Genomic DNA, 23,931 nt, shown 5'->3' with positions numbered 1-23,931 from the left:
CTCACTCCGTACCGAACAGACCCTGCGGCCGAACCAGCAGGGTGGCGATCATGAGGAGGAAGAGGACCACGTGGGCGAAGACCGGGGCCCACAGGAAGGTGAAGCTCTGAACCAATCCCACCAGAAGTCCCGCCACCACCGCGCCCAATAGGCTCCCCATTCCCCCGATGACCACCACCACGAAGGACTCCACGAGGATATCGAGTCCCATCTCCGGGAAGACCCCCCGCAGGGGACCTGCCAGGGCTCCGCCCAACCCCGCGAGCGCGACCCCCGCGCCGAAGGCACCCGCGAGCACTCGGGCGATGTCCACTCCCAGGGCCTGCGTCATGAGGGGGTCCTGGCTCGCGGCCCGGATGAAGAGCCCCATGGGCGTCCGGTACAGCCACCACCATACCCCCAGCACCGTCAGGGCGGTCGCCAGGAGCACGAACAGGCGGTATTTGGGGAAGAAGCTGAACCCCAGGTTCACCATGCCCGCCAGCTCCGCGGGCACCCGGAATTGAGGACCGACGGTCCCCCACAGGATCTTGACGCCCTCGATGATCACCAGGGAGACCGCGTAGGTGGCCAGCACGCTGTACACGAGGCCCCGGCCGTAGAGGCGGCCGACGAGGCCCCGCTCCACCAGCACGCCCAGGGCCGCCATGCTCAACGGGGCCACGAGGAGCGCCAGCCAGAAGTGCCCGGTCCAGCTTACGGCGAAGGCGGCGAGGTACGCCCCGAGCATGTAGAAGGCCCCATGGGCGAAGTTCACGATGCGCAGGATCCCGAAGATCAAGGAGAGCCCGATGGCCACGATGACCCAGATGGCGCCCACCACCACCCCCGTCACGAGTTGCAGCAACAGGGCCTGCGCGCTCATGCGGACCGGGTCGCCTCCCTTACCGGTGTCCCAGGGCCTCGCAGCTCGGGATCACCCGCTCCCCTTCCACGGTGCCCACGATGTCAAACAGCCCGTACGCCCCCCGTGGCCGCTCACGTCCCCGTAGGAGGAAGATGGTCTGGACGGACTGGTGGTCGCATGCGCGCCAGTACTGGGTGTCCTTGTAGTGGGCGTACCGGCGACCCTCCATGGCCTTCGCCACCCGATCGCTGTCCGTGGTCCCGGTCCGCTGCACCGCCTCCAGTAGCTCCCGCACCCCGCTGTAGGCGTAGGCCGCGTAGTCCGAGGGAACCCGGTTGAACCGCCGGCTGAACTTCGTGTTGAACTCCTTCGCCTTCGGAATCCGTTCCTGGACCTCCCACCAGTAGCTGGAGGCGCAGACCACGTCTCCGAGCACCTCCGGGCCCGCCTCCAGGGCCGCGGCAGTGGGGATGATGGGCACCGCGATCTGCGCCCGTTGCTTGAGACCCAGCTCCACCGCCTGCTTTGCGGAGTTCACGATGTCCCGTCCGAAGTTGTTCAGCACCAGAACGTCCGGGCGGGCCGCCACGATCTTCGGGAGGTACGCGGAGTAGTCCGTGGTGCCCAGAGGATGCGGGTCCACGCCGACCAAGGTTGCTCCCACCTCCGCGATCACGCGGCGCCAGGCGGCGGTGTGTTCCTGACCGTAGGCGTAGTCCGCGTACAGGATGTACACCCGCTTCCCGCGTCCCTCCCGCAGGACGTACCGGGCCAGGGCGGTGGAGGTCATCCAGGGCGTGAGGGCCTCGTGGAACGTCCACGGGCTGAAGTCCGGGGGCATGACGATCTTGTCCGACTGGCTGGTGGAGACGAAGATCCGGCGGTGGCGCTTCGCCACCTCGTTCACCGCCAGCTGCACCGCGGCAGAAAGGACCCCGGCCAGGAAGTGCACCCGCTCCCGCTCGATGAGCTCCAGCGCGCGCCGGGCCCCCTCGTCCGGGCTCAACCGGTCGTCCCGCACCAAGAGCTCCACCGAACGGCCCAGCACGCCTCCGGCCCGGTTGAACTCCTCCACCGCCAGGGTGGCTCCCTGCACCATGTAGTTCGCCTCGTCCGCAAAGGCTCCCGTGAGCGGAGCGGGAAAGCCGATTCGGATGGGCTCCCGGGGAGCCGCGTGGACGATGGATCGCAGACCCTCCGGAAGGGCCAGAGCCGCCCCTCCCGCCACCACTCCTTTCAGGAACTCCCGCCGCGTGATCTTCATCCGCCTCACCCTCCTTCCGTGTGGGATGTTTCCGTCGTTCGCTCCCTTCCCTTCCGGATCAGCTCCACCACCCGTGCCGGGGAGAGCGGGAGGGCGGTCACCGCCGCCCCGAACGGCTTGAGGGCATCTGCCACCGCATTCGCCAGCACCGCGGGCGCCCCCGCGGTCCCGCTCTCCGCCATCCCCCGCAGGCCTCCCACGGTCCGGGGGGAGGGGGTGGACATGTGGTGGATCTCGATCTCCGGCGCCTCGTGGATTCCCGGAAGGATGTAGTCCATGAGGGTGGAGGTGAGCAGCTGTCCCTGGGCATCGTACACGAGGTCTTCGTAGAGGGCTTGGCCCAGCCCCTGCAGGATCCCGCCCCGCAGCTGCCCGTCCACGAGCCCAGGGTTGATGATGGGACCGCAGTCCTCCACCACCACGTACTTCAGGATGTCCACGGCACCGGTCTCGGGTTGCACCTCCACCACCATCGCCTGCGCCGCGTAGGCGAAGGTGGCGGGGATCTCCGGCTCCCAGTGCACCATCACCTCCAATCCCGGCTCCATGCCCCGGGGGAGGTCCGCGGCCACGAAGTACGCGGTGTGGGCGATCTCCTCCAGGGAGAGGCTCCGGGTCGGAGCGCCTCGAACAAACGCGCGCCCGTCGGCCAGCTCGATGTCCTCCGGTGCCGCCTCCAGGAGGTGGGCCGCGATGTGCTGGACCTTCTCCCGCAGCCTCCGCGCCGCCAGCAGGGCCACGGCCCCGCCCGCCACCGCGCCCCGGCTGGCCCAAGCCCCTCCCCCATAGGGGGTGGTGGCCGTATCCCCCATCACCACGGTGACCCGCTCTAGAGGAACCCCCAGGGTGTCCGCGATGAGCTGCGCGAGCGCCGTGTGCAACCCCTGCCCCTGGGTGGTGGTCCCCAGGGCCGCGGTGACCCCTCCCGCGGGGTCGATGCGCAGGATGCAGCCCTCCTGGGTTGCCGCCTTCAGCCCCAGCCGGCCGTAGAATCCACCTCCCCGGGCGGTGGCGTCCACAAGACAGCAAATCCCGATGCCCAGGTACCGTCCCTGCGCCCGCAGCTGGGCTTGCTCTGCCCGCCATCTCCGGTAGTCCACAAGTTCCAGCACCTTCTCCAGGCCCTCCAGGTACCGGCCCGCGTCGTACACGTGCCCGGTGACCGTGGAGTAGGGGAAGGTGCGGACGAGGTTCCGGCGCCGGATCTCCGCGGGGTCCAGCTTCAGGGCATCCGCGGCGAGGTCCATCACCCGTTCCATGACGAAGGTACTCACGGGGATGGCCACGCCCCGGTACACGGCCACGGGCGCCTTGTTGGTCATCACCACGTCCAGGGTGTAGGCGTAGTGGCGCAGGTCGTAGGGGCCGGGAAGCTCCCGGGCCAGCATGCTCCCCTCGATGACAGGACCCCGTCCGGCCACCGCATAGGCGCCCGCATCGCTGACGATGTGGACCCACAGGGCCCGGAGCTGCCCCTCGGCGTCGAAGCCCGCCTCCACGTCCACCACGGCCTCCCGTGCATGGGTGTCGCCGAGCAAACTCTCCCTCCGGTCCTGCACCCACTTCACGGGCCGCTGCAGGATCCGCGCCAGGGCGCACACCACCATCTCCTCGGGGTAGACGGGCAGCTTGATCCCGAAGGCTCCCCCCACGTCCGGGCTGATCACCCGGATGCGACCCAAGGGAAGCCCCAGGACCTCCGAAAGCACGGCGCGGACCAAGTGGACGTCCTGGTGGCCCATCCACACCGTAAGGGTCTCCTCCAGGGGGTCCCATCGGGCGAGGATCCCGCGCCCCTCCAGGGGGACCGCGGTCACGCGGTTGCTGCGAAAGCGCTCGCGGACCACCACGGCACAACCTGCCAGCTGGGCCTCGGGATCCCCTGCCTGGAAGGTCTGGTGGGAGACCACGTTGTCCGGCCACTCCTCATACAGCCGGATCGCCTCCGGCCGCATGGCCTCCAGCGCGTCCACCACCGCGGGCAACGGCTCGTACTCTACCGTGACGAGCTCGCACAGATCCTCCGCCACGTACCGATCCCGCGCCGCCACCACAGCCACCGGTTCTCCCACCCACCGGACCTTTCCGCTCGCCAGGGGCGTGACGCGCGCCTGGCGAATGGGCCCCCGCGGCATGGTCCAGTAGGGGCGAAGCAGCCCCTGGAGATCCTCCCAGGTATACACCCCCACGGCCTCCGGGTGCCCCCGCGCGGCCTCCACATCCACACGCAGAAGCCGCGCATGGGCATGGGGGCTTCGGACGAAGGCCACCTCCACCTGGTCCGGGAGGTTCAGGTCGTCCAGGTATCGGCCCCGGCCCTGTACGAACCGTCGGTCCTCCCACCGGGGAACCCGCCGGCCCACGTACCGGCCGCTAGGGAGCACGGGTTTCCTCCGCTTCGGCGAGGAGGACCGCGGCCCGCTGGACGGATCGGAGGATGTCCGCGTATCCCGTGCACCGGCACAGGTTTCCTGCCAGGGCCCGACGGATCTCCTCCGCTGAGGGGCGCGGGCGCTCCTGCAGCAGACGGTACGCGGCGAGGATCATGCCGGGAGTGCAGAACCCACACTGAAATCCAAATTCCTCGATGAACGCCCGCTGGATGGGGTGAAGATCTCCGGAGGCGTTCAGACCCTCCACGGTGAGGATCTCGCATCCATCCGCCTGCACCGCGAACATCAGGCACGAACGCACGAGCTCTCCATCCAGGAGCACCGTGCATGCCCCGCACACCCCGTGTTCGCACCCCAGGTGCACGCCGGTGAACCCCAGATCCCGGCGCAGCACATCCGCCAGCAGCCGGCGCGGCTCCACCTCCAGGCGGTAGGGCTTTCCATTGACCTGCAGGGCGATGGAAATCCGATCCCTCAACTTCCCCCTCCCGCGGCCTGTTGAAGCGCCTGGAGCAGCAGCCAGCGACCGAGCTGCCGGCGGTGCCAGGCGGGCGCGTGGACGTCGTCATAGTCCTCGAGGGACAGGGCACAGGCGGCGGCCTGCGCGATCCCCTCCTTCGAGAGCCCTGCACCCCGCAGGCTCTTCTCGGCCTCGGGAAGCCGGACGGGAAGGGGGCTCACGCCCCCCACCGCCACCCGGGCGGAGGTCACCTTGCCCTCTCCATCCAGGTGGACGACGCAAGCGGCCAGGGCCAGGGCGAACCCCCCTTCGTGACGGGTAAACTCCGCAAAACCCCAGCGCGTACCTTCTCTCCAGGCGGGGATCCGGACCTCCACCAGGAGCTCATCGGGCCGGATGCAGGTGGTGTAGGGCCCCACGAACAGGTCTTCGATGCGCACCTCCCGACGGCCCCTCGAGGACTCCAGCACCACCACGGCTCCCGTGGCAAGAAGGACGCAACCGAGCTCCGCCGCGGGGTCCGCGTGGGCGAGGCTCCCTCCCACCGTTCCACGGTTTCGAATGGCGGGATACCCGATACAGGCCGCGGCCCGGCTCAGGATGGGGCAGGCCTCCCATACCCGTGGATCCCCTTCAAGCTGCCGGTGGCGGACGAGCGCGCCGAGGACCAGCTCCCCATCTCGACGCTCCAGGATTCCCAGCGCGGGGATGCGGTTGATGTCCACCAACACCTTCGGGCGGGCGAGCCGCAGGTTCATCAGGGGGACGAGACTCTGGCCCCCGGCCAGCACCTTGGCGTCCTCGCCGTACCGGGCCAGTGCCTCCAGTCCTTCCTCCCGGGTCTGGGGCCGCACGTACCGAAACGGTGCCGGTTTCATCCCCGTGGTGCCGTCAACGGAGGATTACCACCGCTCCACCACGATCTTCTTCTCCGTGTAGAACTCCACCGCGTCCCGGCCCTGGCCGTGGAGGTCACCGAAGAAGCTCTCCTTCATGCCCCCGAAGGGGTAGAAGGCGATGGGCTGGGCCACCCCCACGTTGATCCCGATGTTCCCCACCTGGGCCTCGTACCGGAACTTCCTCGCCGCCGCCCCGCTGCGGGTAAACAGGCACGCCATGTTGCCGTAGCTTCCCCGGTTGATGAGTTCGATCGCTTCGTCCAGGTCCCGGACGTAGATCAAGCCCAGCACGGGCCCGAAGATCTCCGTGCGGGCAATGAGCCCCTCCGGAGGGACCTCCTCCAGCACCGTCGGCCGCACGAAGAACCCGCCCTCGTATCCCGGAATCCGGGTGCCTCGACCGTCCACCAGGATCCGCGCCCCTTCCTCCGCGCCCCTCGCGATGAGCCCCTCGATGCGCTCCCGGCTTTCCCGCCGGATCACGGGCCCCATCTCCACTCCGGGATCCAGGCCGTAGCCCACCCGCCGCGTGCGGGCGAGGTCCGCGATGGCCTCCCGGAAGGGTTTCCTGGCCTCCCCCACCACCAGGGCGAGGGAGCTCGCCAGACACCGCTGCCCGGCGCATCCGAACGCGGAATCGGCCACCATCCGGGGCACCAGATCGAAGTCCGCATCCGGGAGGACGATCACGGGATTCTTCGCACCGCCCTGGCACTGGGCACGCTTGCCGTTCGACGCGGCCCGGCTGTACACGTACCGCGCCACCGGGGTGGAGCCCACGAAGCTCACGGCCCGAATAAGGGGGTGATCCAGGATGGCGTCCACGGTCTGCTTGGCGCCGTTCACCACGTTCACCACGCCCGGAGGGAGCCCCGTCTGCTCCACGAGGTGCATGATCTTCTGCATGGTGAGCGGGGTTCGCTCGGAGGGTTTCACGATGAAGGTGTTGCCACACGCGATGGCGTAGGGCAAGAACCAGAGCGGGATCATGCCGGGGAAATTGAACGGCGTGATGGCGGCCACCACGCCCACGGGCTGCCGGAACATGTACTCGTCTATGCCTCGGGCGATGTCCTCGTTGTTGTAGCCCTGCATGAGACTGGGAATCCCGCAGGCCACCTCCACGTTCTCGATGCCCCGCCGCAACTCTCCCAGGGATTCCTGGTAGGTCTTCCCGCACTCCTCCGTGATGGTGCGGGCAAGATCCTCCAGGTTCTCCTCCAGCAGACGCTTCAACCGGAACAGGTACTGCACCCGCTCTCCGGGCGGGGTGCGGCGCCACTCCGCGCCGGCGCGGTGGGCGGCCTGGGCCGCCCGGTCCACGTCCTCAGGGCCACTCTCTCCCACCCGGGCGATGACCTCTCCGGTGGCGGGGTTGTAGACCGGCAGGGCCTCCTGCCCTCGGGGTCTGTCCCACACCCCACCCACGCAGTTCAGGACCTCCTGAACCTCCACGCCCCGCATCCTCGCGTCCTCCGTGCGGATCTCCGCCTTCCCCGGGTGTTCGTATATCCGGACATTATTCGAAATTTGGAACAACCGGATCCAGCTCAGCAGCTCCTTGGGCTTTTGTCAAGGGGTCTCATCCCCGCGAGAGACGGGTTGGGAGAGCTCCTCCCAGCCGCTCGGACAGCACGGTGGCGAGGAATTGGATTTTCCGGCCGAGCTCCTGAAGGCGATCCCGTCGGGTTCGGGCCTTCACCATGCTGAAGGCGATGCCCGCACGCACCTCTCCCGGTGCACACAGCGGGGCCCCCACGCAGCTCATGCCCTCCACCGTCTCCTCATCGTCCACGGAGTACCCTCGGGCCCGGGTCTTCCGCAGCTCCTCGAGGAGTGCTTCCACTTGCCCGATGCTGTGCCGGGTGGGGCGTGCGAGGGGCTCTCCGGAGAACAGGGCACGGACCTCCTCCTCCCGGAGGGTGCTCAGAATGGCTTTCCCCGTGGCCGTGGTGTGGGCCGGAAGGCGAAGTCCGATGCGGTAGTTCACCGCGATGGGCTGGGTCCCGTTCCGGCAGGCCACGTACACCACCTCCCGGCCGTCCAGAACGGAAAGCACGATGGTCTCCTCGTGCCGGGGAATGATCTCCTCGCACACCCGGTGGAACTCCGTACCGAGGTGGGTGGTGGTGTCGTACGCCCGGTAGAAGTCCAACACCCGCACCCCGATCCGGAAGCCGCCTCCGTCCGTGCGCTCCAACAGGCGCTCCTGCAGGAGGGTGGCACAGAGATCATGCAGGCTGCTCTTGGGAATCCCCAGCGTCCGCGCCAGCTCCCCCAGGGTCGGGGGGCGCGCGGCGTCTCCCACCGCCTCCAGGATCCGGACGGCCCGCAGGACGGAGGGAACGATTCCCTGGCTCCGCCGCACGCCCCCCCTGTCCCGGCTCCCCCGGGTTCTCACCGCCGGCCGCCCACGAGCCCCTGCTCCCGCCACTTCTGGAACACCCGGCGGATCTGACGGGCCGCGGCGTCCAGGGCCTGCTCCGGCGTGTCAATCCCCTGGGCCACCCGGGCGAACATCACGTTGAGGATCCAGGTGTTGAACACCTCGTCGATGGCCGCGCTCGAGGGACCCGGCCAGCCCACGTTGTGGGCCCACTCGTACGCGGTTTCGATGGTGACCAGTTTGTCCGGGCGATCCCCGGCCGCCCGGCTCACGGGATCGTTGCGGAGGTACGCGAGCCGCTTGGCCTTGGGGATGGCGTTCTCGAAGGTGGGGTAGTCGTACGCCTGGGAGGCCTGGAACTTCCCCGGCGGCCAGCCCTCCCGCGCCGCCACCTCCGGGTCGTAGCTGAGGATGAGGTCGATGAGCAGCTTCTTCGCCGCCTCCCGCACGGGCCGGGGCCGGTTCCGCCAGATGAAGTAGACCCCCATGACGTGCTCCAGACCCCGGGCGCCCGCGGGCCCTTGGGGCGCCCGCTCCGTGATCAGGGTGTCCCGGGCCAGGAGCACGGCCTTGCTGGTTCTGGGATCCTCCCCCCGCTTGAGGGCCTGGGCCGCCAGGGCCTGGGCCGTGCGGGTGATGGAGATGGCGTTCATGGCGATGGAGATGCGGCCTGCCAGGAACTCCTCGTTGTTGGAGGCCGCGGTCCACGCGAAGACCCCCGCGAACATGGTTTCGTTGTAGAGATCCCGAACGAACTTCAGCGCGTCGATGGTCCGCTGGCGATAGGGCGGCACGTCCAGGATCACGTTGCCGCCCTCGTCCTGTTCACCCGTGCCCCAGGAGTACAGGAGGCTCCGGAGCCACATGCCCGTGTCGATCTCCTGGCTCAGACCCAGGCCCACGGGGTGGCCCATGCGCCGCAGTTCCCGACCCACCTTGCGGACGTCGTCCCAGGTGACAGGGCCCGTGGTGGAGCGGCCCAGGGCCTTCGCGGAGGCCTCCCGCCACATCCATCCCCGGTAGTGCATGGGGTCGGGCACGAAGTTGTCCGAGACCCCGAAGTACCGCCGGGTCACGGGGTTGTAGGTGCTCTTCTCCGCGAGGGGGATGTACGGCCCCACCTTGCGCCGGAGCTCCTCGATGACCTCCCGGTGGGCCTCCGTGTCCACCTGCCGCTCCAGGGTGGCGGGCGGGGTGAGGTACTGGATCATGTCGTGTCCCGGATCCGCGCCCGCGGCCACCCGGGCCGCCTCGCCCGCGGCAATGGCGGGGATCTCCGCAAGCCCCACGTTCTCCACCACCACCCGGACCCCGTTCTTCTCCCCCCACCGGGGCGCGAACACCTTGTTGAACCACTCGTCGTAGGGCGGGACGAAGTGCCGCCACTGCAGGATGCGCAGGGTCACGGGTTGGGCCGCGGTCTTCTCCGTAAAGACGAAGGGACCAAAGGCCGCTGCGCCGAGCCCTGCTCCGACCAGCTTCAGGAACTCCCTCCGGGTCACGAGGCGCCACCTTCCCTCCGCGACCCGCACCCACCGCAGTTCCTGCCTCTCGTCCGGCATGTTCTCCGACACCCCCCTTCTCATCGGATGGCTCCTGCCGTGGTGAACCCACGCACGAACTTGTCCATCACGAAGTAGTACAGGACGGCCACGGGAACGCTGGCCAAAAAGGCGCTCGCCATGAGCGGCCCCCAGTCGAAGATGTCCCCTCGTACCATGTCCGCGGGGACGCCGACGCTGACCGTCTTCCGGGCCACGTTGGTCACGAAGGAGAGGGCGTAGACGAACTCCTGGGCGGAGATGGTGAAGCTGAAGATCACCACCGCGATGATGCCGGGAACCGCCAGGGGCAGGGTGACCCGGAGGAAGGCGCCCATCCGGCTGTACCCGTCCACCAGGGCCTGCTCCTCCAGCTCCGGGGGGATGGACTTGAAGAACCCCATCAGCAGCCAGGTGGCGAAGGGCACGGTGATGGTGGGATAGATCAGGATGAGGGACCACAGGGTGTTGTGCAGCCGGAGCTCGCTCACCACCCGCGCGAGGGGGATAAAGAGCAGGGTGGGGGGGACCAGGTACACCAGGAACATGCCGATCCCCAGCTGGGTCCCCCATGCCCCGAGGAAACGGCTGAGGCTGTAGCCCGCGGGCAGGGCCAACAGGAGGGTGATGCCCACCACCGCCACGCCCACCAGGGCCGTGTTCACGATCCAGTTGGCGAACAGGGTCTTCGTGAACACGTACTCCAGATGTTCCAGGGTCGGCGGCTCATTGAACCAGAAGGGGTTGTTCACGGGGTTGTACAGGTCGGAGTTCCGCTTGAAGGCGGTGATGAGCATCCAGGCGAACGGGAAAGCGGTGAAGGTGCAGAAGGCTCCGAGGATCAGGGCCCGTCCGCCGACCCGCAGACCGCGCCGCCAGCGCCCCCACCTCTGTCGATCCGCCATTACGTCACCTCCGCCCGCCGGGCGGCCCGCAGGATGAGCACCGCCGCCACGAGGAGCACGGGGAACAGGAAGAGAGAGATGGCCGCGCCCACGCTCAGGTTTCCGCCCACGATGCCCTTGAAGAACGCGAGGCTGCTGAGCACCTGGGTGGTGTCAAAGGGTCCCCCCCGCGTGAGCACGTACACCACCGCCATGTCCGTGAAGGTGAAGATGGTGCCGAACAGCACCGCCACGCTCATGATGGGAAGCAACAGGGGAAGCTCGATCTGAAAGAGCTTCCGCCAGAACCCCGCACCGTCCACCTCCGCCTGGTCCAGAAGATCCCGGGGAAGGGCGGTGAGGCCCGCCAGGAGAATCACGGTGGCGAAGGGCAACATCCGCCACACGTGCACCATCACCACGGAGAACATGGCGAGATTCGGTCTCCCAAGCCAGAAGGTGTTCTGGCCGTGGGGCAGCAGCCCCAACTGCCAGCCCACCCAGTCCAGGACGCTGAACCGGGCGTGGAGGATCCACAGCCAGCCGATGGTGGAGAGCGACACCGGCGCCACCCAGGGGAGCAGGAGCAGGAAGAGCACGAATCCCTTGCCCCGGAAGTCCACGCTCAATGCCCGGGCCAGGACGTTGGAGAGCAGGATCACCGCGCCCTGCGCGGAGAGGGTGAAGACGAAGGTGTTCTTCAGGGCCGTCCGGAAGACCCGGTCCTGAACCACCTCCGAGAAGTTCCGGAACCCGATGAAGCTCCCGTAGGGGTTGCCGGTGGTGGCGTCCGTGAGGCTCAGGTAGAGGGCGTAGAGGAAGGGAAGGCCCACGAGAAGGGCCACGTACAGGAAGGCGGGCAGCACCAGCAGAGGGGCCAGGACCCGCTCCCTCCGCAGCCAACGCCCCCCCCGGGCGAGAACGCCCGCCAAGGGCCGGACGGCGGCAGTGGACGACTTCATCCGGCCCTCTCCGCGTCCGTCCTGCAGACCCTCTTGCCCAAGGTCGCCCCCACCGACCCGATCCGCCTCAATTATACGGACCCTGCGTCAAGCCCACCTCCGCCCGCCAGCTCCCGCGCCAGCAACAACAGGGCCGAGTGATCCAGCTTCCCGCGGCCTCTGGCCACCAGAGCGCCCAGGAGCTCGTGGACGACGGCGGTCCCGAGAAGGGGCACCCCGTAGGTGCGCCCGGCTTCCAGGGCGAGGCGGAGATCCTTGTGGTGCAGCTCCACCCGGAAGCCCGGGGTGAAGTTGCCCTCCAGCATCCGCTGCCCGTGCAACTCGAGGATGCGGCTGTACGCGAAGCCCCCCAGCAGGGCCTCCCGGACCTTCGCGGGATCCACCCCTGCCCGCTCCGCCAGCACCAGGGCCTCGGAAACCGCCTGGATGGTGAGGGCCACCACGATCTGGTTGCAGGCCTTGCACACCTGCCCCGCCCCGTTGGGGCCCAGGTGCACGATGTGCCGTCCCAGGACCTCGAAAAGGGGGCGGCACATCTGGAAGACCTCCGGAGAGCCGCCGACCATGATGGCCAGGGTTCCCTCCTCCGCGCCCCGCTGTCCCCCGCTCACGGGCGCGTCCAGCATCTCGATCCCCCGGGCGCGCAGCCGCTCCGCGAAATCGCGGGTGGCCGCGGGGGAGATGGTGCTCATATCCACGAGCACCGACCCCGGTCGCATCCCCTCGAGGAGTCCTTCTGGGCCGAAGATCACCCGCTCCACGTCCGGGGTATCCGGAAGCACGGTGAGGACCACGTCCGAAGCCTGCCCGACGCCCTTCGGAGACCCCCCGTCCACGGCCCCCAGGGCCACCAGCTCCTCCACGGGCGCTCGGCTCCGGTTGTGCACCACGAGTCGGTACCCGGCCCGCAGGAGGTTACGGGCCATGGGTTTGCCCATGATCCCGAGCCCGACCACGCCCACCCGAGTGGTCTCCGGCGATACCCTCATGGCGCCTTCTCCTCTAGACCCGTCCGTACCCGCCGCAGGACCGAGGAGGCCGCGGCCGCCAGCAGGCGGCTGTCGCTGCCGATTCCCACGAACCGGAATCCCTGCGCGATGCGGCGAAGCGCCTCCTCCGGATCCGACGCGAGGTATCCCGCGGCCTTGCCGCGTCGCCGGGCGGCCGCGAGCACCCTCTGCACCGCCTCCTCGTACTCCGGGGCCTCGAAGCGCCGGAAATGCCCCACGCTCGCGGAGAGGTCGTTGGGACCCACGAACAGCACGTCCACCCCCTCCACGGCGGCGATCTCCTCCACCTGTTCCAGTCCCGGAAGGGTCTCCACCTGGCAGATCACCAGGGCCTCCCGGTTCCAGGCGGCAAAGTACTCCGCGAGGTCTAGGCCATACCGGCTCGCCCGGGTCCCCGCAACCCCCCGGATCCCTTCGGGGGGATACCGGGAAGCCAGGACGGCCCTCCGCGCCTCCTCCGGCGAGCTGACCAGCGGGACGATCACCCCCATGGCCCCACGATCCAGGGCCAGCTTGATGAGGGCGGGATCGTTCGCCGCGACCCGCACGATGGGCGTCACGCCCGTGCCCCGCATGGCCCGCAGCTGGTCCTCCACCGTCTCCCAGCTGCTGGGCCCGTGCTCCGTATCCACCACAAGCCAGTCCGGCTCCAAGGCGCTCAGCAGCTCCGCCACCGCCGGGCACGGGAAGCTCAGCCAGTGCCCGATCACGGGGAGGTCCTGCTGCAGCCGGCGTTTGATCCGGTTCGCGATCACGGCAGCACCTCCCGCATCCACCCGAAGGATTCCGCGCTCGGCCCGTGGGGTCGGTACTCCGCGCTCACGTATCCCCCGTAGCCGCTTGCCGCGATCCGGCCCAGCAAGTAGCGGAAGTTGATCTCGCCCGTACCGGGCGGCCCGCGATCCGGGGAGTCCGCGATCTGGATGTGGCCGATCTTGTCCACGTGTCGGGTAATGGTGTGGGTGAGGTTCCCCTCGCTGCGCTGCATGTGGTAGACGTCGTACTGGAACCGCAGGTTGGGCTCTCCCACCTCCTCCAGGATCGCGAAGGCCTCCGCGGAGGAGTGCAGGAAGTAGTCCGGGGCATCGTAGGGGTTGAGGGCCTCGAAGAGCAGGGTGATGCCCCAGCGTTCCATGGCCCGGGCCGCCTCCCGGAGGTTCTCCACCAGGATCCGCCGCTGGTCCGCGCGGGGAACGTGAGGCAGGACATTTCCCACGAGCGCGTTGAGCCGCCGGCATCCCAGGCGCCGCGCCACCTCAATCCCCCGCTCCACCGTCTCCCGAAACCGCTGCCGCCGGTCCGGATGGCAGGCGTATCCCCGTTCTCCCGCGGCGAAGTTCCCCGCCTCCAGGTTGAAGAGCACGAGTTCCAGCCGTAGACGTCGCAGCTCCCGGGCGATGGCCTCCAGATCCTCCTCGTAGGGGAACCAGAACTCCACCGCGGAGAATCCCGCCTGGCGGGCATGCTGGAACCGCTCCAGGAAGGGGAACTCGGTGAACAACATGGAGAGGTTGACCGCGAACCGCACGGGGAGCCCTCCCGCAAGTCCTCCGGACGAGAGTTGGCCGTGGGAGCCGCAGAATCCTGCTGGGCCTAGCGTCCGGGAAGCTCCGGCACGGGAAGGTAGCGGCCCAGAGGTTCCGCCACCGCCAAAGCCAGGAGGGCGTTCAGGGCCGCCTTCACCGCGTTGAAGGGCACGATGGCGGGGAGCAGCATCCCCGCCACCCGGGCCGGCGGCATCCCGAACTCCAGGTACAGGATCACGAAGTTGGCGGGGATCATCACCAGCACCCGCGCCACCATCCCGACCACGGCCGCGGAGAGAAGCCGCCGGGGGAAGGCGCCTCCCATGCGCCGGTAGGCCCACGCGGTCACCGCCACAAACGTGCCCGCGGCGATGAAGTCCGCAACAGGCCCGAAGGGCCCTCTCGCCCGGAACAGGAGGAAGAGCACGTCCTTGAGGAGCACCACGAGCACGCCGGTGCCGGGGCCGTAGAGGACCCCGCCCACGAGGGCCGCCGCGTCGCTGGGATCGTACTTCAGAAAGGGTGCCTGAGGGAGGATCGGAATCTGCACCGTGGCCATGAGGAGGAAGGCCACCGCCACGAGCAGCCCCGTCATCACCATCCGCTGTGCCCGCATGGACGCTCCTCCACTGCCTGGAATCTGGACGGATGACGGGGGACTTTCCTTCTCTGCCCTGGGCGCGCATTCCTGCTCGGGTCCGCACGGCGGCCCCCGGGTCAACAGGGGCGTGTGCCCGGGATCCGTCGCTCCCTAGCAGAACCGGTCCGGGCTTAGGGGATCGAGCTCCTGCAAAGGACGCCCCGCGACAAGGGAGGCCACCAGCTCGCCGGTCACGGGAGCCAGGGAGATGCCCAGGGTTCCATGGCCGGTGGCCACCACCAGGTTCCTGAACCCCCGCGGCCTCCCCACCACGGGAAGGCCATCCGGGGTGCAGGGCCGGAGCCCGGCCCACACCTCTCCCCCGGAAGGATCCAGATCCAGGTATCTGGACGCAGCCCGCCGGATGGCAAGCACCCGTCGGTGGTTGATCCCCTCTTCCGCAACTCCTAGTTCCAGGGTCCCCGCGAGCCGAACCCGTGCCTCCCCACCGGGTCCCCGGAGCGGGGTCACCGCCACCCGTGCCTCGCTCAGCATCAGGGGACGGCCGGGCGGGGCCGCGTGCGGGAGCGTGATCGCGTAGCCCTTGGCGGGCAAGACCGGGATCCGGACCCCCGCGGTCCGGAGGAGGGGCGCGCTCCACGCACCCGCGGCCACCACCACCGTCGCCGGATGCAGGAAGGAGTCCCCCACCTCCACGGAGACCTCTCCTCCCCGGCGCCACAGCCGCTGCCCTGCAGCCCCGTTCCGGATCTCCACGCCGAGCTCACCCGCGTAGGCGGCCAGGGATTCCACAAGGCGGGCCGGATCCAGATAGGCGTCCTCCGGAAAGTAGACCGCCCCCGCGAGTTGCGGTCGCAGGAGAGGCTCCCTCTGCAGGGCCGCGTCCGGGCCCAGGACCTCCGCGGGGATCCCGTGGCTCCGGAGCAGATCCACCTCCCCGAGGAAGGACGCGAGCTCCCGGGAACTCTGAAAGACGGCAAGCGTTCCCGACGTTCGGAACCCGAAGTCCAGGCCGCGCCCTTCCAGCTCCCGGTACAGGCGCAGGCTCCACCGCTGGAGGCCGACCAAAAGGGGCAGACTGCGGCGCAGGTGGGCCGCGGTGCTGAATTTCCGGAACCTCCAGAGCCACTGGATCAGGCCCACATCTGCCCGCAAGGGGACGTACAAGGGGCTCGTGGGATCCAGCATCCAGCGCAGGCCGCGTCGTACGATCCCGGGCTCCGCCAGGGGAACACTGCGGGAGGGCGCAACCAGTCCCGCGTTCCCCCAGGAGGCACCGGCCCCGGGGCGTTTCCGCTCCAGGAGAAGCACCCGCATGCCCTCGCGCGCCAGGGCACACGCGCAGCACAGGCCGACCGCACCCCCTCCCACCACCACGGCGTCCGGCTTGCCCACGGGAGCCCTCCCCGGCTCTTGGCCCGGGGACATGGAGTTGGTGGCCCCAGGGGAATTCGAATCCCCGTCTCCGCCTTGAGAGGGCGCCCTGGGTGTTCCCCCCACTTCCCCTCTTCCCCGGAATTCACGTCCTGTGCGGGTTCTAGCCTTTCCTCTTCTCCTAGCGTAGCCTCATTTTACCACCTTTTCCCTGGTGTCTGGCGGCAATTTGGCGGCAACTCCCGAGGTCGCGGTCCCGGGGCCGCGCGGAGCGGGTGGAGGTGTTTCGGGGTCCTACGCAATGTGGACCTGCTTCCAGTGGGTACCTGTCCCAGGATACTAGGGGACCGGAGAGGTGGTGGAGATGCTCTGGAGGCGTCGCGAAGATAGGGCGTAGTAGACTAAGGACAAACGAGCCCCAGCGGCGGTGCGGGTCGCTGGGGCCATGCGCAAAGGGAGGCTGCTCGCCTCATGAGTAGTGTACCCCGCAGTGGTGCGAAGAACAACAGCCGAATCTCAACAGTTTTCCTTGAAGCAACCGCCCGCCAGGTCCTGCGGAGGATCCTCAAGCAGCAGGAAGGCGTGGTCCGCCCACTTCTGCAGGAGCACGTCCGTCGGCTCCCCGAGCAGGCGACGACCCCTGCACCTCGCCCTCGCGGACGCCCACCCCGTACGCCATCGCGGTACGTACGCCACCCGGTGTCGCTTAAAGTACTCCGCCAGTCCCTCGCGACCAAGATGACGTCGCGCGCGCTGCGGGAGCTGATGAACGAATCGTTCCGGGACCTCGGACTGCACGTGCGCAACCAGGCGGAACAACTCGCACCCGAACTGCTGGACCGGCTCCGGGAGGCCGGCATCCGTCTCCCACGCCCGCCATGGACAAGCCCTGAAAGGATCGCGAGAAACTTGCTGCTGGCGTACGCCCGCTACAGGCGGTACGACCCGCGGCTACTCGCGTTTGCCGCCATCTCCCCGTTCGTTGTGGTGCGCAGCCCAGGCGTCACGCCCCAAGGGCGCGAGGTGTTGCCGCAAACCCCCGATGCCGCAAGCCGCGCGGAGCGGGCCGCGATCCGGCAGATGCGGCCCGTCCTGCGCAGGACGTGGGACGAGATTACCGCACAGGATCTGATCGGCAGCGGCCTTCCCGAAGAGCGAAGACAGAAGCTGGCGGCGCAGCTCTGCCTGGGCAACGGGCGGCGCGGCTGGGTGCGGAGTGATGCAAAGATCGACTGGCTCATCCGAAGCCTCGCCGTGATCGCCTCCGGTCAACACCCCCCGGCGCACCCCGCCAGCCGGTACGGAGGCTACCAGCGCGACCTGCAGCTGCTCAGACGCCTCTCCGAGCTCCTCCAGTTGGCTTAGCCCCAGACCCACAACCCAGTCCCGTCACCCCGCCGGGGTGTCACTTTTTCGCCTGGCCCGATCTCGCCAGAACCCGCATCCTGAGCGGCTTCCAGCCAGAGGGCGTGCGCAGCACGTGCACATTCCCATCACGCCCTCCGGCGTGCATCGTGATGGGTGGAGGTGAGACGCCATGATGCAGGACGATCGGAGGTTACTCATCACCGTCAAAGAGGCGGCCCGGTTGCTCGGGGTGAGCGCGAGAATGCTTTACGCGCACCTGCAGCGAGGGCGCGTGCCGGACCGCATCGTCGTGAGGCTCGGGAGGCGGACGTACCTCGTCCGGGCGGGGCTTGAGGGCTGGCTCCTCGGCCGGCTCACGGACGAGGCGGCCCCGGAGACGGAGACGCGCCGTTAGGTGAAAAGCGGGGCCGCGCGTGCGGGCGCGGCCGGAGAAAAAAGGAGGTGCAGTTCCCATGAGCAGCTTACCACACGAATTGTTTGCTTCGCAAATTCGAAAAGCCCTCAGCTGCAGCCGCCCGGGATGTCCGTGCACAAAGCCCGGACCGACAGGTCTAAGCCATTGCCCCTGCCATGATGATCAACATCCGTCGCTATCCGTCAGCGTGCGCGACGGCAAGGTGCTGGTCTGGTGCGGCGCAGGCTGCCGGCAAGAGGATGTGATTGAGTCCCTGCGTGAGCGGGGCTTGTGGCCTGAACGGGACGGTGGCGCGGCTCCGAAGCGGGAGCGGGCGAAGAAGACCGTTACCCGGTACGAGGTCCGCGCGCCCGACGGCCGCCTCGTGGCGGTCCACGTCCGCGAGGACGGCCCGGCCGGGAAAAAGCTGTCGTGGTGGTCGCCCGACGGCCGCCCCGGTCTGGACGGGGCCCGTGTTGAGAGCCTCCCGTTGTACGGCATCCACCTGCTCGGGGACGCGGATCGCGTCGTGGTGTGCGAGGGCGAGAAGGCCACAGACGCCCTCCTCCGCCTGGGACTTCCGGCAGTCGGCACCGTGACCGGTGCGAGTGCGACACCCGGCGATGAAGCCCTGCGCCCCCTCCTCGGCCAGACCGTGTACCTCTGGCCCGACCACGACGAGCCGGGGTGTTCGCACATGGAGCGCATCGCCCGGAGGTTGTACGCGCTCGGGCACCACGACATCCACGTGGTGAACTGGCCCGACGCACCGCCCGGCGGAGACGCCGCGGACTTCGTGGCGCAGGGGGCCACCCGCGCGGACGTGGAGCGGCTGCTGCAGCAGGCGGTCCGGTGGCGTCCTCCGGAAGCGCCGGACGGCGCGGAGCTGCTGCGCGAGTTGGAGCGGTACTTCACGCGCTACCTCGTGCTCCCACAGGGCGCGCCGCTGGCGCTTGCGGCGTGGACGATGGCCACGTGGGTGGTGGACGCGTTCGAGGTCGCGCCGTACTTGGCCATCACCAGCGCTGAGCGGAGGTGCGGGAAGACCACGTTGCTTGACCTCCTGAGCTTCGTGGTCCGCGAGCCGGTCGCCACCGCAAACATCTCGGAGGCCGCGTTGTTTCGAGTGGTCCAGGCGAAGCGGCCTACCTTGCTGATCGACGAAGCGCAGCAACTCGGGGATCGTACGGAGCGGTCCGCCGCGCTCCACGACCTGCTCGCGGCGGGCCATGTCCGTGGGAGGCCGGTCTACCGGGTCACCAAGACGAAGGGCGAGTTCCGCTTGGAGCCGTTCGACTGCTTCGGGTTCAAAGCCGTGGCGCTGATCGGCTCGCTCACGGATGTTCTCGCCGATCGTAGTATTCGCATCTACATGCACCGGCGCGCGCCTCATGAGAGGGTGGAGCGGTTCCGGCGGCTCCGCGTCCGGGCCGAGACCGAGGACCTCCGCCGGCGGCTCGAGGCGTGGGCCACGGCGAACGAGGCCCGGGTGCGGGAGGCTTACCTGCGGACGGAGCCGCCGGGCTGGATGCACGACCGGGCAGCCGACAACTGGAGCGTGCTCTGGGCGGTGGTGGAGGCGGCCGACCCCTCCCGGCTCGGGGACCTGGAGGCCTCCGCCCAGGCCCTGGAGGGGGACGGCCAGGACCTGAACCGGGAGTCGGTGGGGGTCCGGCTCCTCGCGGACCTGAAGCTGGTCTTCGAGGAGCGCCAGGCCGACTGGCTCCGGACGGAGACCATCGTGGACGACCTCAGGTCGGACCCCGAGGCCCCCTGGAGGGACTGGAAGGGGAGGGGGCTGACCGCGCACACCCTGGCCAGGATCCTCCGCCGGTACGGGGTACACCCGGAGAAGCGGCGCTTGGGTGAGAGGGCCGGAGTCAAGGGCTACTCCAGGGCGGCCCTGGAGGATGTTTGGCTCCGATATTGCTGGTTTAACACCCTCAATCCTCCACATCCTCCACAACCCAGCAATGACGGGCATTCCGGCCCACAACCCAATCCTCCACAGGAGGGGGGTTGTGGAGGATTCGAAAACGGCCCAAACCCGCGAAATGACGGCCTTGTGGAGGTTGTGGAGCTTTGGGGCCCAGAAAATGACCCCTTGCACGAAGAGGAGGTCCCGGACATCCCCCCCGACCCGGAGGCAGGGCCGCCACCCTGGGTGGAGGATCCCGGCCCCGTGGGCCCTGAGCCGCTCCCCCAGGAGGACCCCGAGGCCGCCCGGGCCCGCAGGAGGTCTCGGGGGCTCTGCGAGGGCTGCGGCAGCCCGGTGGCGGTCCTGGGGGGACGGCCGGTGTGCAGCCGGTGTGGCTGGCGCGGAATCCCGGCGGGCAGGATCCCTCCGGACGTACTCTCCAGCGCCGGCTCCACCCCGGTACCCGAGATCCGGGATCCGGACGAGGTGTACGCGGCGGAGGCCCTGCGAGATTGAGGCTGAGGCCGACCAGGGCCCCGGGGGGCTCGTACCGCGACGTAGCGCGACACTACGGCCTCTGAGCATGGGTGGCCCACGGACGCTCTTCATCCTGCCCTTCCTGCTCAGCGCCGGCCTGGAACTCCGCAACCAAGCCACCCGGGCCCTCCGTGTGCAGGGCGACCGGTGGGAGTGGCGGTGCCCTGCTGCGGCTGCCGGGCAGTGCCGCGACTGAGGGGTAGGGATCGTGGCCCCACCCGAGCGAGGGCCGCCGGGAACCGCGCCCGCAGCCGCGCGTACGCGATGCCGGTCGCGGGGGACCCGTGACCAGGAAGAAGGGGGCGAAACAGGCCCGCAGGGTGCGCGGGACCCGGCGCGATGCGGAGCGGGAGCTTGCCAAGCTGGTGGTAGAAATCAGGGGCGGCGCTGTCCCGTCCGACGCCGGCACCACGGTCGGGGATTTCGTGACCGCGTGGCTCGAGCGCGGGCTTCGAGGAGGAGGAGCTCCGGTTGGCCGCGAGGGACCTGGGCACTGTGGAGGACGGCGGGAACTGGGTGCTGAGCCGGCCTCTTCCCCGCACGAACCACGGAGGCACGCTGGAGGATCTAATGGCGTGGTTCCCGTCCTTCTCCGAGGAGACGGCAGAGGGTCTCCTGGAGCTGATGCGGCTCGGAGTGGTGAAGCGAGGGTTCGAGGGGGGTGGGGCGTCCGCGCGGGGGCCGCAGGCGTCGCCCAAGAGGACGGTACGTTTGGGGGGGTCTACCCCGGGTCGGGTATCTCGGGCATGCCGGCAACGGGGGGGACGTTACGTTTTGGGCGTAACCCCACCCTGCCGTGTTGTGAGAGGGTTCGGCGCAGCAACGGGGCCGAGCCGACGAAACGCGGCACGATTTGCCCTTTTGACGGCAAAGTAGCTAGCGCCTGTTCTTCCACGCTGCGCCGGGCCCCGGCACCGATGCTCACCGTGGTCACCACCGCCGCGACACCGATAATCACGCCCAGCGTGGTGAGCAGAGACCGCAGGGGGTTCCCGGAGAGCGCCCGCAGTACCATACCGAAACGTTGCGGAACGCTATGGGGTTCCCGTTATGGCCACGGGCAGGAGCAGGCCCCGGACCCCGGGAGGCCGACCAGGCCCTGGTGGATGGCCTGCCTTGCCGGCGCATAGCGGCGCACTACGGGCTTTCCGAGACGGCCACGCGCCGGCACCGGGCGCACGTGGTTCAGGCCCTGGAGGCGGCCGCCCGGGAGAGGCGGGAGGAGGAGCTCCAGAGCGCCTACAGCGTACTTGACGCAGGCGGCCAGTGCCCGTACCGCAACGTATCGCGACGCTACGGCCTGACGGCCACGCCCCCCAGGGGCCGTGTCCGTGCTGCGGGGAGAGGGCGTGGTGGTTCCAGCCTCCGGGGCGCTGGGTCTGCGGGGTCTGCCACCCACCTGTGGCCCCCGGGCTACGGGTCAGCCCGGGCCAGGCGGAAGACGCGGAGGAGGCCGATGTCCCGATCTAGGGCCCGCCGCAAGGGTGGCGCATGGGGTAGGCCGGGCAAAATCTTCGGCAGCTCGCGCTGAACCGCGGTAGTGGACGCCACGGTGGTGACACGACCTCTGGCGGAACAGCCCCGCCACGATCTCAACCGCCTCGCGAAGCCGGTCGACACGTTCCCGAGGCGAGGGCAGGACCTCGCCGATCACGCTGTGATCGTCCGCCAACCACCCCGCGCCCAGGCCGCCCTCGAACCGCCCTGTCGCGATGGCGTGTACAGTGACGGCACCCCGAGCGAAGTCCCCGGGGTGGCGGAAGAGGTTGTTGGCGAATGCGGACAGCAGCGTCACCCGTGACGTAGCAGCCGCCACAGCCCCGAGGGTCGCCCACATATGGCGAGTACTCGTGCGATGGTCTCCGATAGCGATACCGTCCCATCCGGCCGCCTCGAGCGCGCGGGCTCGCTCGACCGTAGCGACGGCGCTGCCCCCCAAACCAATGAAGTATCGAAGACTCATTCAGCGTCGGTTCCCGGAATCACAGATCCGTACAACGGATTGGCCGCTGAGCCGCCAGCGAAGCTGGTCGGTTCCAGAGGCGTGTTAGGCAGCAGCACAAACCAGCTTGGTTCAAATCGTCTCCACAACCGCCGGCCGAAACCCAAGCCAAAACATTGAAGAGGCAAACAGAATAGAAGACGCCAGACCGATTGCACCAGCAGTCGACCCTAGAAGGGCGAATACCCCGAGAAGCTGGAGTATGTAGTAGGTGGACAGTTCTGGCCTCGCCCCCCGTGCCCGGAGAAACCACCCCAGGAGAGCGCAGCCAATGGTGAACAGGGACAGACCGGCCCCAAAGAAGATCCAACCAAAGTCTTCACCGACATAAAACTCTACGAAATTGCCAGCGGCCATCGCTGAGGATCCCAAGGCACTGAGCAAGAGACCCAACCCACCGACGAGGCCGGGACGCTGACGGGCCGGTCCAGCGAGGTTGATTAACGCCAGCGGAAGCATGGCCAGGCCAAGAGTCCAAACGCGATTGGCCTGAATATATCGAGAGGTTCCAGGAGTCTGGCCGAACATGAGGAAACGCCCAGCCATCCACCCGATACCCGCGATTAAGGAGAGAGTGCCAGCACCTCGGACCAACGATGAACCCATTGTCCCCGATCGCGTTTCGATTGAGAATCCATGGTCTGCCTAACGATACTGCGGTTGAGCCGCTGCGAGCCACAGGCGAGCGGTCGGCTCCAACCGCGAGTTAGGTCGCACCATTACCATGCTTCGGGGCGAATGGGAGCTGGATGACACCCAGTTGGGACAGCAAGGCCGCGGAATCGACTACCGACCAGTGCTCCGCGAGCTTTCCATTCTCGATCCGGTGAATGGCTACCGCCTTTACGTCGAGGTCATTACCCGATGGTGGGATCCCTGCCAACTCACCCTCATGCTTGCCCACCGCTCTCAGCCGGGTTACGACCTTGTCGCCTTCAGCGACCTGGTCTTCGATAATGTGGCGGCCCGGCGTAGCCTTCCAGAACATTTCGAATGCTTGCTTCAAACCGGCGCGGCCAGTGGCCAAGCCCGGGAACGGAGGCGGATCGTGGTTGATGTAGTCCTCGGCGACTAACTCGTCCATCGCGTCGATGTTCCCCTTGTCGATCTCCTCGTAGAACCGCCGTACCAAGGCCTTGTTCTCTTCTAACGATGACATAAGGTCCTCCTTTCCCTGGCCCTAATCGACTGGCATGTCGGCCTAACGGCATCGGCATCAACGGCGGCGGAACGCCGTCCGCTGCAACGACTTGTTAGGCAAAATAGATTCTCACACCTTATTTATACCCTTCTACATAAACACTGACTACATACCCTTCAAGAGATTCATTGTCTCCTAAGCGATCTAAAATAGCTCTGCCTATCGGGTCTTTTGTATTAGTGTCAATACAAGCAGAGGAGCCCTTGACTGTAATTCTTACATTCTTCAACCCCGATGCTTCGACAATCCTCTTATACTCGTCAATAAGTATTGCCCCTCCAACACAACCTACATAAGCTTCAATGCTTTCCTGAATTCTTTTAGGAAGCTCCTTGAGAAGGGCAATATCGGAAATCGCTATTCT

Annotated in this window: 21 protein-coding genes; 3 read left to right on the top strand and 18 right to left on the bottom strand. The window is 68.1% G+C overall.

What is annotated here, in order from left to right:
- Position 1: 1 nt before the first annotated feature.
- The 15 genes from QN206_12230 to QN206_12160 all read right to left on the bottom strand — a co-directional run bounded on the left by QN206_12230 (position 2) and on the right by QN206_12160 (position 16,168).
- A complete protein-coding gene (locus QN206_12230) occupies positions 2–865 on the bottom strand; it encodes a branched-chain amino acid ABC transporter permease (GenBank protein ID MDR7615573.1) in 864 nt (287 codons plus the stop codon).
- Between the two features lie 19 nt (positions 866–884).
- Positions 885–2,111, bottom strand: coding sequence for an ABC transporter substrate-binding protein (locus QN206_12225; GenBank protein ID MDR7615572.1), 1,227 nt, complete (start codon positions 2,109–2,111; stop codon positions 885–887).
- A 5-nt stretch (positions 2,112–2,116) separates the two neighbouring features.
- Positions 2,117–4,495: a xanthine dehydrogenase family protein molybdopterin-binding subunit gene (locus QN206_12220; GenBank protein MDR7615571.1), complete on the bottom strand. Its 2,379-nt coding sequence runs from the start codon at positions 4,493–4,495 to the stop codon at positions 2,117–2,119.
- On the bottom strand, positions 4,485–4,982 hold the full coding sequence (locus tag QN206_12215; protein ID MDR7615570.1) for a (2Fe-2S)-binding protein: 498 nt from the start codon (positions 4,980–4,982) through the stop codon (positions 4,485–4,487). The genes QN206_12220 and QN206_12215 overlap by 11 nt, the downstream gene beginning before the upstream one ends.
- On the bottom strand, positions 4,979–5,842 hold the full coding sequence (locus QN206_12210; GenBank protein MDR7615569.1) for a xanthine dehydrogenase family protein subunit M: 864 nt from the start codon (positions 5,840–5,842) through the stop codon (positions 4,979–4,981). The genes QN206_12215 and QN206_12210 overlap by 4 nt, the downstream gene beginning before the upstream one ends.
- A gap of 24 nt (positions 5,843–5,866) precedes the next feature.
- On the bottom strand, positions 5,867–7,327 hold the full coding sequence (locus QN206_12205) for a CoA-acylating methylmalonate-semialdehyde dehydrogenase (GenBank protein ID MDR7615568.1): 1,461 nt from the start codon (positions 7,325–7,327) through the stop codon (positions 5,867–5,869).
- 118 nt (positions 7,328–7,445) lie between these two features.
- Positions 7,446–8,231 carry an IclR family transcriptional regulator gene (locus QN206_12200; GenBank protein MDR7615567.1) on the bottom strand — a complete coding sequence of 262 codons (786 nt, stop codon included), beginning with the start codon at positions 8,229–8,231 and terminating at the stop codon, positions 7,446–7,448.
- A gap of 29 nt (positions 8,232–8,260) precedes the next feature.
- Positions 8,261–9,835 carry a twin-arginine translocation signal domain-containing protein gene (locus QN206_12195; GenBank protein MDR7615566.1) on the bottom strand — a complete coding sequence of 525 codons (1,575 nt, stop codon included), beginning with the start codon at positions 9,833–9,835 and terminating at the stop codon, positions 8,261–8,263.
- Positions 9,832–10,695: a carbohydrate ABC transporter permease gene (locus QN206_12190; GenBank protein ID MDR7615565.1), complete on the bottom strand. Its 864-nt coding sequence runs from the start codon at positions 10,693–10,695 to the stop codon at positions 9,832–9,834. Before QN206_12190 ends, QN206_12195 begins: the two co-directional genes overlap by 4 nt.
- Positions 10,695–11,636, bottom strand: coding sequence for a sugar ABC transporter permease (locus QN206_12185; GenBank protein ID MDR7615564.1), 942 nt, complete (start codon positions 11,634–11,636; stop codon positions 10,695–10,697). Before QN206_12185 ends, QN206_12190 begins: the two co-directional genes overlap by 1 nt.
- A 71-nt stretch (positions 11,637–11,707) precedes the next feature.
- Positions 11,708–12,625, bottom strand: a complete 918-nt coding sequence (locus QN206_12180) for a 2-hydroxy-3-oxopropionate reductase (GenBank protein MDR7615563.1) — start codon at positions 12,623–12,625, stop codon at positions 11,708–11,710.
- Entirely contained in the window at positions 12,622–13,401 is a 780-nt protein-coding gene (locus QN206_12175; GenBank protein ID MDR7615562.1) for an aldolase/citrate lyase family protein, read from the bottom strand. The genes QN206_12180 and QN206_12175 overlap by 4 nt, the downstream gene beginning before the upstream one ends.
- Positions 13,398–14,174 (bottom strand): TIM barrel protein, encoded by a 777-nt coding sequence (locus QN206_12170; protein ID MDR7615561.1) that lies wholly within the window; start codon positions 14,172–14,174, stop codon positions 13,398–13,400. The genes QN206_12175 and QN206_12170 overlap by 4 nt, the downstream gene beginning before the upstream one ends.
- Before the next feature lie 65 nt (positions 14,175–14,239).
- A complete protein-coding gene (locus QN206_12165) occupies positions 14,240–14,788 on the bottom strand; it encodes an ECF transporter S component (GenBank protein MDR7615560.1) in 549 nt (182 codons plus the stop codon).
- Between the two features lie 135 nt (positions 14,789–14,923).
- Positions 14,924–16,168, bottom strand: coding sequence for an FAD-dependent oxidoreductase (locus tag QN206_12160; protein MDR7615559.1), 1,245 nt, complete (start codon positions 16,166–16,168; stop codon positions 14,924–14,926).
- 744 nt (positions 16,169–16,912) lie between these two features.
- On the opposite strand from QN206_12160, the gene QN206_12155 reads away from it, so the two are divergent.
- The 3 genes from QN206_12155 to QN206_12145 all read left to right on the top strand — a co-directional run bounded on the left by QN206_12155 (position 16,913) and on the right by QN206_12145 (position 20,343).
- Positions 16,913–17,512 carry a hypothetical protein gene (locus tag QN206_12155; GenBank protein MDR7615558.1) on the top strand — a complete coding sequence of 200 codons (600 nt, stop codon included), beginning with the start codon at positions 16,913–16,915 and terminating at the stop codon, positions 17,510–17,512.
- 172 nt (positions 17,513–17,684) lie between these two features.
- The gene (locus QN206_12150) at positions 17,685–17,909 is read left to right on the top strand and encodes a helix-turn-helix domain-containing protein (protein ID MDR7615557.1); all 225 of its coding nucleotides are present in this window, start codon (positions 17,685–17,687) and stop codon (positions 17,907–17,909) included.
- A gap of 262 nt (positions 17,910–18,171) precedes the next feature.
- Positions 18,172–20,343 (top strand): DUF3631 domain-containing protein, encoded by a 2,172-nt coding sequence (locus tag QN206_12145; GenBank protein MDR7615556.1) that lies wholly within the window; start codon positions 18,172–18,174, stop codon positions 20,341–20,343.
- A gap of 742 nt (positions 20,344–21,085) precedes the next feature.
- Here QN206_12145 and QN206_12140 read toward each other — a convergent pair.
- The 3 genes from QN206_12140 to QN206_12130 all read right to left on the bottom strand — a co-directional run.
- A complete protein-coding gene (locus QN206_12140) occupies positions 21,086–21,379 on the bottom strand; it encodes an ABC transporter permease (protein MDR7615555.1) in 294 nt (97 codons plus the stop codon).
- A gap of 1,693 nt (positions 21,380–23,072) precedes the next feature.
- Positions 23,073–23,525 carry an ester cyclase gene (locus tag QN206_12135; protein ID MDR7615554.1) on the bottom strand — a complete coding sequence of 151 codons (453 nt, stop codon included), beginning with the start codon at positions 23,523–23,525 and terminating at the stop codon, positions 23,073–23,075.
- A 118-nt stretch (positions 23,526–23,643) separates the two neighbouring features.
- The coding region (locus tag QN206_12130) for an arsenite S-adenosylmethyltransferase (protein MDR7615553.1) at positions 23,644–23,931 on the bottom strand (288 nt) is incomplete at its 5' end.

The sequence above is a fragment of the Armatimonadota bacterium genome, assembly GCA_031460175.1.
GTDB lineage: Bacteria > Sysuimicrobiota > Sysuimicrobiia > Sysuimicrobiales > Sysuimicrobiaceae > Sysuimicrobium > Sysuimicrobium tengchongense.
Note: the sequence above shows the minus strand (reverse complement) of the source record. Positions and strands in the feature narration are given on the sequence as shown.